The sequence below is a fragment of the Kitasatospora sp. NPDC057223 genome, assembly GCF_042669755.1.
Lineage (GTDB): Bacteria > Actinomycetota > Actinomycetes > Streptomycetales > Streptomycetaceae > Kitasatospora.
On record NZ_JBHUWW010000195.1, the window covers coordinates 1 to 11653 of the forward strand.

The following is an 11653-nucleotide window of genomic DNA, read 5'->3' on the forward strand; positions in this document are numbered from 1 at the left end:
GGACCGAGATCCGGGGCGCAGCGGCGCGGGGTGCGGTGCGGGTGGGTCAGCCGGCCGTGGGGATGCGGCAGTGGATGCGCTTGCCGACCGGGGACGGTTGGACGGTCCAGCCGGGGGCGAGGACGTCGAGGAGGAGCAGGCCGCGGCCGCACTCCGCCTGGTCGCTGTCCGGGGCGGTGGCGGTGCGGCGGGGGCCGGCTGCGGTGAGCGGGTCGTGGACGGTGACGACCGCGGCCTGCTCGGCGCGGTGGACCTCGACGACCAGCGGCACGTGGTCGCCGCAGGCCCGGACCGCGTTGCCGATCAGCTCGGACAGGACCAGCTGCGCGGCCTCGGCGCTTTCCAGGTCAACGCCGTGGGCGATGAGGACGGTGAGGGCCAGGGCGCGCACGGTCTGCACGGTGTCGCGGTCGGCGGTCAGGTGGGCGGTGATCCCGCCGGGCCGGGCCGTCAGGTACAGGCCGGGGCGCGGCGCGGGGAGCATCGGCTCCTGGACGGTCAGGCCGGGCGTGGTGCCGGTGCCGAAGGTGGTGGTCGTCACCGCTTGCCTCCGCCCTGGCGGGCCCGGCGCAGGGCCTCGTCCATGTTCGGGTCGCTGTCGCCGTCGGCGCGGGCGGGACGTGCAATGATGTTGTTCAGCAAGGTCGTTGCCTCCAACTAGGCGCGACGATGACGGCCCCGGGATTGCCCTCCCGGGGCCGTCGGCATGTGGTGGGCGGCTCCTGCCGTCCCCCCGCCGTCTCCGCACCCGGGTCGAGGGCGGAGGCGACGGGCAGCGTCGCAGGAGAGATACGCGGTCAGGCGGCGAGGACGGCGGCCGGGGCGCCGGTGGCGTAGAACATCGGCCGGCGGAAGCGGTGCCGCGGTCCGCCCCGCAGCGGGCTCGCCGCCGCGACCAGGCGGTCCTCGGTCGGCGTGCGCGGCCGGTCGACCGTGGTGACGGCGGCCGGGGATCGCACGGGCAGGATGAGCGCCTGGTCAAGGAGCGGGAGCAGTTCGCGGGAGATGGTGGCGTAGCGCACGGGAAACCTCCGGGGATGCGAAGCGGCGACCCGGAAAGATCCGGGCCGCCGCGGGCTGGTGAGTGCTGATTCAGTTCTGGAACCGGGCCGGGCCCGGGGTGCTGCGGGTCAGGCCGTGCTGGTCTTCTTCCGGACGGGGCTCAGGGCGAGCACCTCCTCGGCCAGGCGGCTCGTCGCGATCGGCCGGGCCCAGACCGGCACCGCCGCGCCCTGGATCGGGGACCGCGCACCGTGCAGCGGGATGCGACGCTGAGCGTCGGCGACGAAGACCGGCAGCAGGACCTCCGACCACTGCTCGGCCCGACGGGCCGAAGCCGCCTCCGCGCGCTGCTGCTCCGACGTGAGCAGCCGCTTGTGGGCGGCGAGCAGGCTCAGGCCGTAGCGGCACCCCGCCTCGTCGGTGCAGACCGCGCAGTCGACGCGGTGGCGGCTGAGGGTCACGTACACGGTGTCAGCGGTCGCCGGGCTGCCCAGCGCCGGAGCCGCCGGGGTCTTGACCTTGCGCAGGACCTTGGTCGGCCGGCGGGCGGCGACCTCGGCGAGGCCGTCCTCGATTCGCGTGACCCAGCGGGCGACGGTGAGGTCCATGGTGATGCGCTGGCCGCTGCCGGGGCACCGTGCGTCCCGGCGGACCTGGCGGCCATCGGCGCCGATCAGGTCGCGGCCGAGGTCGGTGGAGCGGTGGGCGGGGATCATCGAGCGGGTCAACTTGCGCCAGGTGCCGCAGTCGGTGCAGACGACGGTGACGGGCTCGCCGGGCTGGAGCGTGATGTGGGCGGGACAGATGGTCGAGGCCTTCAAGGGAGGCCGACCGTTGTGACGCATGGGGGTGTCTCCCTCGGTCTCGGGGATCTGGTGCCGTTGCGTTCTCCGACCGCGACAGCCGGGAGGGCTGTGGCGAGCGGGCAGCGCAACCGCTGCGTGAGAGCTGTCCGTAGCCCGGCGGCGGGGACCTCGTGGATCGTCACCCGTATGTGCCGTGAGCGGCTCGGTGCAGATGGAGCTATGGAGATGTCAGCTGGAAGACAGCCGCACGACGGCGACTACGTCGTTCATCAGGCAAAACAGTGATAGCTAGGTCGAGTAGATTGACTACTCATTGCCTGCTGCAATGAAGCTTGCACTCTCCGCGACTCCGGGTCAACCCCCTTCGCCTACATTGACTAGTCATTGGCGACGGGGTAGACATTGACCATGGCAGTCAGCAGTAGGGCACGAGCCCTCTACCAGCGCATCGCGGACAAGATCCGCACCGAGATCACCGATGGGACCCTCGGGCCCGGCGCGCGGCTGCCTACCGAGGGGGAGATCGCGGCCGAGTGGGACACCACCCGATCGACGGCAGTCCAAGGGCTCAAGGTGCTGGTGAACGAGGGCCTGGTCGTCAGCGACCGACCGCGCGGTTACTTCGTTCGCAGCCGCCGCCCCATGGTCTACCGGCCGCAAGCGGAGTTCATGAAGCGGCCCCTCTCCCCGGAGATGGACACCTTCCTCACTCAGCTGTCCGAGGAGGGTCGCGAGGCCGGGCAGCACATCGAGGTGAGTGTGGTCGTCCCGTCCCGGGACGTTCGGAGCCGGCTGCAGCTCAGCGAAGGCGAGTTGGTCGCGGTCCGCCGACGCGTTCGCTTCATCGACGGCGTGCCCTACAACACCAACGACAGCCACTTCCCCCTCGACCTGGTGCAGGGCAGCGAGATCATGAACCCCGACGACATCGCCCGCGGAGCGAACGTCGTGCTCGCAGAGCTCGGACACGAGCAGGTCAGGGCGCTGGACGAGATCCAGGTACGTATGCCGACCCCAGATGAGGCTGACCGCCTCCAGCTCGGCCCTGGTACGCCCGTGGGAGTTCACCTCTGCACCGGCTTCACCGGCGAAGGCCGGCCGGTGCGCGTCGTCGTGAACGTCCTGCCGGGCGACCGGCACGTCATTACCTACGAACGCAGCAAGCCGAGGCTGAGCAGTACTCCCATCATTCGGGTAGCCACCGCGACCGACCTGGACACCGTGGTGAACCTGTGGGGTCACGCGGCCGCCTGGCTGGCCGAACGGGGCACACGCCAGTGGCAGTACCCTCCGCGCGCCGAGCGCATTGCGGAGAACATCGCGGCGGGCGAGTGCTGGATTGTTGAAGACGAGGGTGCGCCGGTGGCGACCATCACCGTGGACGAGCACGCTGACCCCGACTTCTGGAGCCCGGAGGAGATCGACGATGCCGCGTTGTACGTCCACCGCATGGTCGTTCGCCGTGACGTCAGCGGCCTCGAGCTTGGCTCGGCGCTGCTCGACTGGGCCAGCACCCATGCAGCCGAGCAGGGTAAGGACTGGCTTCGCCTGGATGCATGGCGCGACAACACCGACCTCCAGGCGTACTACACCAACCGCGGATTCACCCACGTGCGCAGTGTCGACGTGGCCAGCCGGGGCAGTGGCGCCCTCTTCCAGCGAGTGGCTGGCTACACCCGGAACGTTGGGCCGAAGTTGGCGGAGGAACGCGCTCACGATCACTCCTAGAATCGAGCCGATGACTGATGGTTCGGTTCTAGTCCTGCATGACCAACCGCTTCCAGATCTGAAATGTGGCCAGGCGAGCTGGCCACATGGGCCACAGCCTTGGGGGGCAAATGGGCCAGCGAGCACGAGAGTTGACGCCTGACGCATCGCCGCTGCACCGGTGGGGGTACGAGCTGCGTCAGCTGCGTGAGGGCCGTGGTCTGTCGCTGCGCGGCCTCGCTGTCGCCACGCTGATCGACCACAGCCACCTGGGCCGATTCGAGCGGGCCGAGCGGATGCCGGACCGCGCTCAGGTCGTCCGGCTGGATTCGGCTCTGGACGCCTGCGGATCGCTGGTCCGTGCGTGGGACCACGTCGGCGGCCGCCCCGGCGTTGTGGCCAGTTCCGTGGCCCATGTGGCCAAAACATCGGCAGCTCTGGCCCTGACCATCCCTCAGCAGGCAGCGTCTGACGCGGGGATGTCCGTCCCCTGTCGGCTCCAAGACGGAAGTGTGGTCTGGGTGGATCTCGATCGACGCTCATTGTTGCGCAGCGGGGTAGGGCTCGGGGTGGCGGCCGCGATGGGTGTGGGGGTGCCGGCTGCTGCTGCTGCTGACCAGAGTGCTGTGGCGGCGCTGGCCAGGCGGGCTCGGACGGCTTCCGCGTACGGTTCGACGCCGGTGGAACATCTTCGGCGTACCCGTCGGCTGCTGATCGAGAGCGACAACGTGCTCGGGGCAGGCCGGGTGATTCCGACGGTCCTGGAGCACATCAGCGTGATCCAGGAGCTGCGCCGGGAGGCGCAGGGGTCGGACCGGGCCGACCTGATGGAGCTGCAGATCCGGTACGGCGAACTGGCCTCATGGCTGTACCAGGACCTAGGGAACGACCAGAAGGCCCAGTTCTGGCTGGACCGAGCCCTGCAGTGGTCCCACACCGCTGGCGACGGGGAACTGACGTCATACGTGATGGCCCGCAAGGCCCAACTGGCCACAGATATGGGCGACTTGGACGACGTGGTGGACCTCGCCGAGGCTGCTCAGCGCCTGGCCCGGCCGCGCAGCCGGCTGGCTGCCGTCGCGAGGACGTACCAGGCGTACGGGCACGCTCTGCGGGGTGAGGCACTGGACAGCGAGCGGGTCCTCGACCAGGTCCGGCAGACTCTCGAGGTCGCGGCCGCCGATCCCAGCCGGTGGGGTTCATGGCTGAACCCGGCGTATGTCGAGGTCTACCGCGCGCAGAGCCTCCAAGCCCTCAAGCGGCACGACCAGGCCGCTGATGCGTACGCCGGTGCGCTGCGGATGCTCCCGGACGGCTACCACCGTGACCGGGGCGTCTACCTTGCGCGGCAGGCCGTTGCCCTCGCCGGAGCCGGATCTCCCGAGCAGGCCGCAACGGTCGGACTGCACGCCCTGGCGGTCGTCGGCGACACCGGCTCCGGGCGGATCGTGAACGAGCTGGTCCGGTTGGACGGCTCGCTCGCCGCCTGGGGCGGCGTCCCGGAGGTGGCTGACTTCCGTGCTGACTTCAACGCAACTCTTCTTCACCAGACTCGATCGGAAGGCTGAAATGACCACCCGCCCGTACGTGCTGCTGTCCGCCGCCACATCGGTCGACGGCTACCTGGACGACGCCAGCGCCGACCGGCTGCTGCTCTCCAACGCCGAGGACTTCGACCGGGTCGACCAGGTGCGCGCCGAGTCCGACGCGATCCTGATCGGCGCCACCACCATGCGCAAGGACAACCCGCGCCTGCTGGTCAACTCGCCCGAGCGCCGCGCGAAGCGGGTCGCGGACGGTAAGCCGGAGTACCCGTTGAAGGTGACCGTCACCGCCACCGGCAACCTCGACGCCGACCTGAAATTCTGGCATCACGGGGGCGCGAAGTTGGTGTTCACCGTGGACAGTGCAGTCGAGAAGGTGGAGTCGACCCTGGCCGGCCTGGCTGACGTGGTGAGCACCGGCCCGGACCTCGACTGGGGCACGGTCCTCGATGAACTCGGCCGGCGCGGCATCGGCCAGCTGATGGTCGAGGGCGGCGGCACGATCCACACCCAACTCGTCGCGCAGGACCTGGCAGACGAGATCCACCTCGCGGTCGCCCCGCTGCTGGTCGGCCAGCCGGCCGCCCCGCGCTTCCTCGGCACCGCGGACTACCCCGGCGGCACCACCGCCCGAATGCAGCTGCTGGAGGCCCGGACCGTCGGCGACGTCGTGCTGCTCCGCTACGCCCCGAAATCCCGCACCGCCTGAGCGCTCTCTGGCTCAGCGTCAGGCGAGAAGGCTGTCCACAGGGCGGGCCCGTCACTATCTACTGGAGAGCAAGGGGAGGTGCCGTTATGTCCGGTCGCCAGACTGTCACCACGTCAGATCGACACGGTGACAGCGCCGCTACTCCCCGCGTTGTCCACAGGGGTAGGGTGGCCTCGACAGTGATCCAAAATGCACTTCGCCGTCCGGCCCCGAGGGGCCGGACGGCGGTCAGGTGGATCGGCGCCCCCTGGCAGGGGCCCGTCCCGGTCAACCACGGATTGGGTGGTGACGTGATGCAGGGTACCCGCAATGGCGCCCCCACATACGTACGGCACCCCGCCGTGGAGTCGACCGAGGATTCTCGGGTCTCACTCCGGCGGGGTGCCGTCGTCGTCTGTGCGGCCGGCCCCGGCGGCCCCCTCGGTGGGGGTGTCCCGTGACCTAGTCCGCCCTGGCAGGCCTGGCCCGTTTCCAGGTCTAGCCCTGCCGGGCCGCCTCCCGGGATTTCCACCCCGGATCACAGCGGCCCACTTGCTCTACCTCTACCTCGTTCGCGGGCTTCCACACCGTTGAACGAGTTGCTGGGGGATCGGGTCCAACCGACCACCAGCGGCACTACTGGTTCTCAGCAGAACCAACCAGCTTGACCGGCCCCTTTTCCAGGGCCCGCAGTACCGAAGTACCTCCCGCAGCACCCGACAGCCCCGGCAAGGGCTGGCGGAACCGAGTTCTGCAGTCGGGGCCTTTCCACGGGCCTCGGCTGCACAACGCCCAGAACACCCAGCAGAGCTGAGAGACCTGGAGGTAGCCGATTGGTTTTCGCCCCCACGAGGGGGGCCTTTGTCAAGCGCCCCGAGGGGCACTTCCCGGCATCCCGAGGGGTGCCGCACGCCCGTACCCATGTAGCAGCAGGGAGCTTTGTCATTTTGCAGCAGGTCAGCACCCCTTTCCAGTCTCGCCGTGGTGGGCCTGTCGATCATGGTGTCCCCGGTTTGAGCTCGCCCGTAGATTCCGCAGGGCGGGAAGTTGCCCCGTCCCCCGCTCCTGCCATGGGATTCGTCGAGGGACGGGTTGGCGGACCGGTTGTCGGAACGGCCTCCGCCGCCTCCGGCATTGTGACGGACATCACACGTTCGGGTGACGGTGTCGACCCTGTTGAAGAGGGCCTGTCGGGTGTAGTTCCGGCCGCACTGCTGGTTCCTGGCCAGCGCCGGGAGTCGGCCGACGCTGCCGCTCAGGTCCCTGCAGAGCGGGTCGCGTGGGTGCCGCAGGATCACCAGTTGCTGTCCGGGACGGCCGGGCGGGTCGCGCTGGACGGCTACTCCTGGCTGCAGGCGGTGCACTGGGTGCACGGCGCCGGCCTCTACGTCCCTCCGCCCAACCGCCCGAACTTCTGCGAGACGACCATCAAGCTGGCCGAGGTGCTGTCGAAGCTGACACCGTGCCGGCCGTCGATCGCGCACCTGATGCGGGAGCTGAAGTGCTCCCGGCGGACCGTGCAGTACCACCGGGACATCCTCCAGACGACCGGCCTCCTGGCCTGGCGCTCGGTCGGGACCCGGCTGCCGATGCTGCCCGGTCAGAAGCGCGTGACCTGCCTGGCGTCGGAGTACGAGCGTCTCATCCCCCTCTCCTACGACGAGGCGCTCGGCATCCGCACCATGGGTGAGGGCGTGGAGCGGCGGATGACGGGGATCTCGCAGGAGGGCCGGTCGGTCATCGCGGCGCTGGGGAAGAAGGCGGCACGGAGGGTGCGCCGTACTCGTCGCACCCGTCGTCACAGGAGTGCCGGGCAGTCCATCGAGATGCCTCGTTGCACCCCAATGGAGGGTGGTACCACCCAACTGGTGAGCTCTACCTCGGAGGTTGATTCAAAAGCTACGGGCGCGGCCCGTGACACGAATTCGATCACCAGGAAGCAGCGGGTGGCGAAGCCCGCGAAGGCAGCCGGGCAGGGCCGCCGGACGGTGCTCGGCCAGCTCGTCACCGCAGCGATGATGGCGGCCGGCGACAGGCTGGCGAAGACCGCGTACCGGCGGGTGCCCTGGGTGCGTCAGGCCTCCCACGACCAGCTGCGGTGGGTCCTGAATGACCTGGCCAGCCGGGGCTGGAACGAGCAGCGGGCCGTGGCGTGGTTGGGCGAGATCGCCGGCCAGTACGGTGCCGGCCTGCTGTGGCGCCCGGAGCGGCCGCACGCGCTGATCGCCCACGCCCTGCGCCAGGAGGCCGACCAGGCTTCCCACGAGCAGCAGTTGGCGAGCGAGGCGGCAGCCCGGATCGAGGCCTCGGCGAACACCGAGATGCGCGAGTACGGGCACCTGACCGAGCTGTTCGACCTGATGCCGGACCCTGCCGACGGCCAGACGGTGGCCCCGGCCGGGACCAGCATCGGGCAGGCATGCTTCTACCCGCAGGCCGCAGCCGCCGTGATGGAAGCCGACCTCGACGCGGCGTTCGACCGCTACGGCACCGAGCTGGTCGCGCGGTTCGCGTACCTCGAAGCCAGCCCGCACGTCCAGCTCGGAGGGCGGGGCCGATGACCGACATCCTGACCACAACCCCCGGCCTCGACGACCAGGACGACGACCGCCTCGCCGCGCCGGAGGACCGCGAGGAGCCGCAGATGAGCGGCGCCGACCTGGCCCGCATGGTCCTCAACGCGGCCCGCCGCACCGCCCGGACGGCAGGCCACGCCCCGGCCAAGCCCAAGAAACCCACCCTGCGGGACATCGCCCGGCAAGGCCTGGACGCCCGCGAGCCGGCGGGCCTGGCCGCCGTCGTCCCGGCGATGACCGACGCCCACGGCTGGGCACTCGGCACCGCCCGGGGCAGCATCCGCGACCGCTGGCAGAGCATCGTGGGCACCGAGAACTCCCAGCACTGGGCCCCCGCCGGATTCGACCCCGACACCCGCACCCTGCGCGTCCTCGCCGACACCCCCGCCTGGGCCACCAAGCTGCGCCTGACCACCCGCCAGGTCCTCGCCGACCTCGACAAGCACCTGCCGCCCGGCAGCGTGAAGGCCATCGACATCCGCATCGGCCACCACCAGGTGGGCCCCGACGACGACGATGACCGCCGGCGCACCCCGACCCCGACCGCTCCCGACGACGACCGGCCCCACCCCCTCGCCAGCAGCACCACCTACCAGCAGCTCCGCCAGCAGATGCGCGAACAGGTCCTCGCCCGCGAGGCCGCCCAGGAGGAGGAACGCGCCCGGAAGGAGGAGATCCTCCGCCAGCACTACGGCTGGCTGCGCGAACCCGAGGACGCCCACCGCCCGGCCTCCGACGGCCTGGCCGCGGAGCACGCGGCGGCCCACGCCCGCCGCCTGCGCGCATCCCACAACGCTGCCCTCGCCACCGCCCGTGCGGCCCGAGCCGGAGCCATTCCCCTGCCCCGCCCCGCCACCGCAGCTTCCACGACCAGCCGCAGCAGTGCCGCGTGACCCGGACCGCTTCGCAGACCACCCCCGCACCGCTACCGTCGAACCTGCGGCCCGCCAACCCTGCGACCGCCACCATGAAGGAGGCCCAGGTGACCACCCAGCCCGACCACCAGAGCCCGGCACCGGCCCGGCCGGCCACCCTGCACGAACTGCGCACCGCACTCTCCCGCTACGGCCTGCCCGGCGACCGCGAGCAGTTCGAACAGGACCTGGCCGCCGCCCTCGACTCCTCCCCGATCGGCGACCTGGCCGCCATGGCCGAGGTGATCGCCACCTTCCGCCACCGCCTGGTCCTACGCACGAGTCCCGAGGCCATGGCCTCCCTCGCCACGCCGATCGGCAGGCAGAAGTGGAACAAGGCCGACGACGTCTTCACCCGGCTCCGCGTGGCCGGCAGCGACCGGTGACCGACGACCAGCAGCCGGCGCCGCTGCACGTCCGCCCTGATCGGTGGTCTGGCCGGCGAGGGACCATCCCCGCGGGCGCGGGGAGCAGCGGCGGGACTCGGCGTCCCTGAAGGAACCGAGGGGACCATCCCCGCGGGCGGGGAGCAGATGGAAGAGGCCGCAGCGATGAAGGCCGCGTTCGGACCATCCCCGCGGGCGCGGGGAGCAGGGGCCTGCGGGCAAAGGTGGGGGCTTCGGAGTGGGACCATCCCCGCGGGCGCGGGGAGCAGGCCACCGTGGCCGAGCAGTTCCGCCTGTCATGGGGACCATCCCCGCAGGCGCGGGGAGCAGCAGCTCGCGCGGTTCTTCAGTCGGCGGACCTTCGGAACATCCCCGCGAGCGCGGGGAGCAGGCCATCACCCTTCAGCGCACCGAGGCCCAGAAGGGGCCATCCCCGCAGGCGCGGGGAGCAGGACGAGGCCGCCTACCCCGACCTCGTCCAGGCGGGACCATCCCCGCGGGCGCGGGGAGCAGCGGCAGTCCCGGCTGGAGGGGCTGCTGCGGGCGGGACCATCCCCGCAGGCGCGGGGATGCAGATCCTCAGCGAGGCCGGCGCCGGCTACCGCAAGGGACCATCCCCGCGACGGCGGGGAGCAGGCCTTCCTGGTGGAGGTGGCCGGCCGGGCTGGAGGACCATCCCCGCAAACGCGGGGAGTAGGCCGTGCTCCCCACCCTCACGGCCTACTATCAGGGACCATCCCCGCGAGTGCGGGGAGCAGCACTCCCTCACCCACGTGCGGGAGCGGCCCCGGGGACCATCCCCGCGAGCGTGGGGAGCAGTTCGGGGGTCAGAAATTTCTGACCCCCCGGTGGGCCATCCCCGCAGGCGCGGGGAGCAGGCGACGTGCATCCGGAGCCAACTGTCCTTGCGGGGACCATCCCCGCGGACGCGGGGAGCAGAGTGTCGCCTGGCGGGGGTACAGGTCGGGGCGGGGACCATCCCCGCGGACGCGGGGAGCAGTGAGGGGAAGAAGGCATACCAGTTGCCTTGGCGGGGCCATCCCCGCGGACGCGGGGAGCAGGTGTCGATGGTGAACTCTGGGGCGGCGTCCATGGGACCATCCCCGCGGACGCGGGGAGCAGGTCGCCGCGACCACTTTGGACGCCATGCCGATGGGACCATCCCCGCGGGTGCGGGGAGCAGCTTACCCACCGGGCGGGGCAGTCGCCGGACAGGGGACCATCCCCGCGGGCGCGGGGAGCAGCTTCAACGCCTACAGGACGAGGCGGCCGTGCAGGGACCATCCCCGCGGGCGCGGGGAGCAGCCCGTTCATTCTCGAATGTAAGGACGTCAAGAGGGACCATCCCCGCGGGCGCGGGGAGCAGTCACTGCCGTGCCCCGGCCCGTTGGGGTTGCCCGGGACCATCCCCGCGGGCGCGGGGAGCAGGAGCTGCTTCCGGATGCGGCGCAGCTCGTCGCGGGACCATCCCTGCAGGCGCGGGGAGCAGGTCTTCCCCGACCCGGCGCACACCACCTGGACGGAACCATCCCCGCAAGCGCGGGGAGCAGGCGCACCGCGAGACCGCGACCGAGCTCGCCGTGGGACCATCCCCGCGGGCGCGAGGAGCAGCCGTCACCGGTGACGTTGAACAGGTCGTCCCAGGGGCCATCCCCGCAAGCGCGGGGAACAGGCGAGCATCCGCCCGAACAGGTTGATCACGCCGGGACCATCCCCGCGGGCGCGGGGAGCAGCCGGTCCGGGGGATCCACGTCCTCACGACGGCGGGACCATCCCCGCGAGTGCGAGGAGCAGCTGGCGGGGCGGAAGAAGGGGATGTTGTCGTCGGGACCATCCCTGCGGGCGCGGGGAGCAGTGCTTCTTCTCTGGCGCGGCCGCCGGCTTCTTTGGACCATCCCCGCGTCCGCAGGGCGCTGAGGATTTCTTTACCGAGTACTAGGTTCTGTCCGGCGGATCATGTGATCGCCTCGCGTGGCCCATTGTGTTGGTCGTGGGGCGGGGCGATCTGACGAACGACGAGTGGGTACAAC

At 71.0% G+C, this 11653-nt stretch carries 9 protein-coding genes; 6 read left to right on the plus strand and 3 right to left on the minus strand.

The window, feature by feature from the left end:
• Positions 1 to 46 precede the first annotated feature (46 nt).
• From ACFUK0_RS37420 to ACFUK0_RS37430, 3 genes are all read right to left on the minus strand, one after another.
• A complete protein-coding gene (locus tag ACFUK0_RS37420) occupies positions 47 to 541 on the minus strand; it encodes an ATP-binding protein (protein WP_380258029.1) in 495 nt (164 codons plus the stop codon).
• A 256-nt stretch (positions 542 to 797) separates the two neighbouring features.
• Positions 798 to 1022 carry a hypothetical protein gene (locus ACFUK0_RS37425; RefSeq protein WP_380258031.1) on the minus strand — a complete coding sequence of 75 codons (225 nt, stop codon included), beginning with the start codon at positions 1020 to 1022 and terminating at the stop codon, positions 798 to 800.
• A 108-nt stretch (positions 1023 to 1130) separates the two neighbouring features.
• The gene (locus tag ACFUK0_RS37430) at positions 1131 to 1823 is read right to left on the minus strand and encodes a hypothetical protein (RefSeq protein WP_380258033.1); all 693 of its coding nucleotides are present in this window, start codon (positions 1821 to 1823) and stop codon (positions 1131 to 1133) included.
• A 393-nt stretch (positions 1824 to 2216) separates the two neighbouring features.
• Here ACFUK0_RS37430 and ACFUK0_RS37435 point away from each other — a divergent pair, with 393 nt between their 5' ends.
• The 6 genes from ACFUK0_RS37435 (at position 2217) to ACFUK0_RS37460 (ending at position 9623) form a co-directional block, all read left to right on the plus strand.
• Positions 2217 to 3536 (plus strand): GNAT family N-acetyltransferase, encoded by a 1320-nt coding sequence (locus ACFUK0_RS37435; protein WP_380258035.1) that lies wholly within the window; start codon positions 2217 to 2219, stop codon positions 3534 to 3536.
• A 110-nt stretch (positions 3537 to 3646) separates the two neighbouring features.
• On the plus strand, positions 3647 to 5083 hold the full coding sequence (locus tag ACFUK0_RS37440) for a helix-turn-helix domain-containing protein (protein WP_380258037.1): 1437 nt from the start codon (positions 3647 to 3649) through the stop codon (positions 5081 to 5083).
• A gap of 1 nt (position 5084) precedes the next feature.
• Positions 5085 to 5768, plus strand: coding sequence for a RibD family protein (locus ACFUK0_RS37445; RefSeq protein ID WP_380258039.1), 684 nt, complete (start codon positions 5085 to 5087; stop codon positions 5766 to 5768).
• A gap of 1280 nt (positions 5769 to 7048) precedes the next feature.
• Positions 7049 to 8308, plus strand: coding sequence for a hypothetical protein (locus tag ACFUK0_RS37450; protein WP_380258042.1), 1260 nt, complete (start codon positions 7049 to 7051; stop codon positions 8306 to 8308).
• On the plus strand, positions 8305 to 9216 hold the full coding sequence (locus ACFUK0_RS37455; protein ID WP_380258044.1) for a DciA family protein: 912 nt from the start codon (positions 8305 to 8307) through the stop codon (positions 9214 to 9216). Before ACFUK0_RS37450 ends, ACFUK0_RS37455 begins: the two co-directional genes overlap by 4 nt.
• 89 nt (positions 9217 to 9305) lie before the next feature.
• Positions 9306 to 9623, plus strand: a complete 318-nt coding sequence (locus tag ACFUK0_RS37460; RefSeq protein ID WP_380258046.1) for a hypothetical protein — start codon at positions 9306 to 9308, stop codon at positions 9621 to 9623.
• Positions 9624 to 11653 lie beyond the last annotated feature (2030 nt).

Excerpts from the sequence above, each read along its gene's own strand:
- ACFUK0_RS37435 (WP_380258035.1), top strand. The coding sequence starts at position 2,217 with ATGGCAGTCAGCAGTAGGGCACGAGCCCTCTACCAGCGCATCGCGGAC.
- ACFUK0_RS37440 (WP_380258037.1), top strand. The coding sequence starts at position 3,647 with ATGGGCCAGCGAGCACGAGAGTTGACGCCTGACGCATCGCCGCTGCAC.
- ACFUK0_RS37445 (WP_380258039.1), top strand. The coding sequence starts at position 5,085 with ATGACCACCCGCCCGTACGTGCTGCTGTCCGCCGCCACATCGGTCGAC.
- ACFUK0_RS37455 (WP_380258044.1), top strand. The coding sequence starts at position 8,305 with ATGACCGACATCCTGACCACAACCCCCGGCCTCGACGACCAGGACGAC.